Consider the following 415-nt stretch of genomic DNA (forward strand, 5'->3'; position numbering starts at 1 on the left):
CCTAGGGTATATATCCTGATCTTTTCAGGGTCGACATATTGCCACTTAGTTTCCAGTCGTACCCATTTTTCATGGCTATAGCTAGTTTCATTACTACCGTTATATAAAACCCCTGAAGAAAAGTTACCGATTGCGCTATTAAAGATCCCTTCTGCCGTACCTGAGAAAACATTCTCATCATTGGTTATGGTGTTATACAGACTGTAATTCAGAATGGCTGCATTTAAAGGTTTCATTTTCAGTAACTGAGGACTAGTGATCTGCTGGCCACTTAAGTCGACTGAGTAACCCGTTAACATGTTCAGTGGAACATTTAGGTTTAGAGACTGCTCATTTTCGAGATATTTAAACTGGATTCCGTTTAGATCATTAATACATACCCACTGATTATCTGGGATATATTCATCCATTTTTA

1 pseudogene is annotated in these 415 nt (G+C 37.8%); it reads right to left on the reverse strand.

What is annotated here, in order from left to right:
• Positions 1-415, reverse strand: a pseudogene (locus AW165_RS18620) (fimbrial biogenesis outer membrane usher protein); the annotation flags it as partial.

The organism is Acinetobacter sp. LMB-5, from assembly GCF_001541635.1.
GTDB lineage: Bacteria > Pseudomonadota > Gammaproteobacteria > Pseudomonadales > Moraxellaceae > Acinetobacter > Acinetobacter pittii.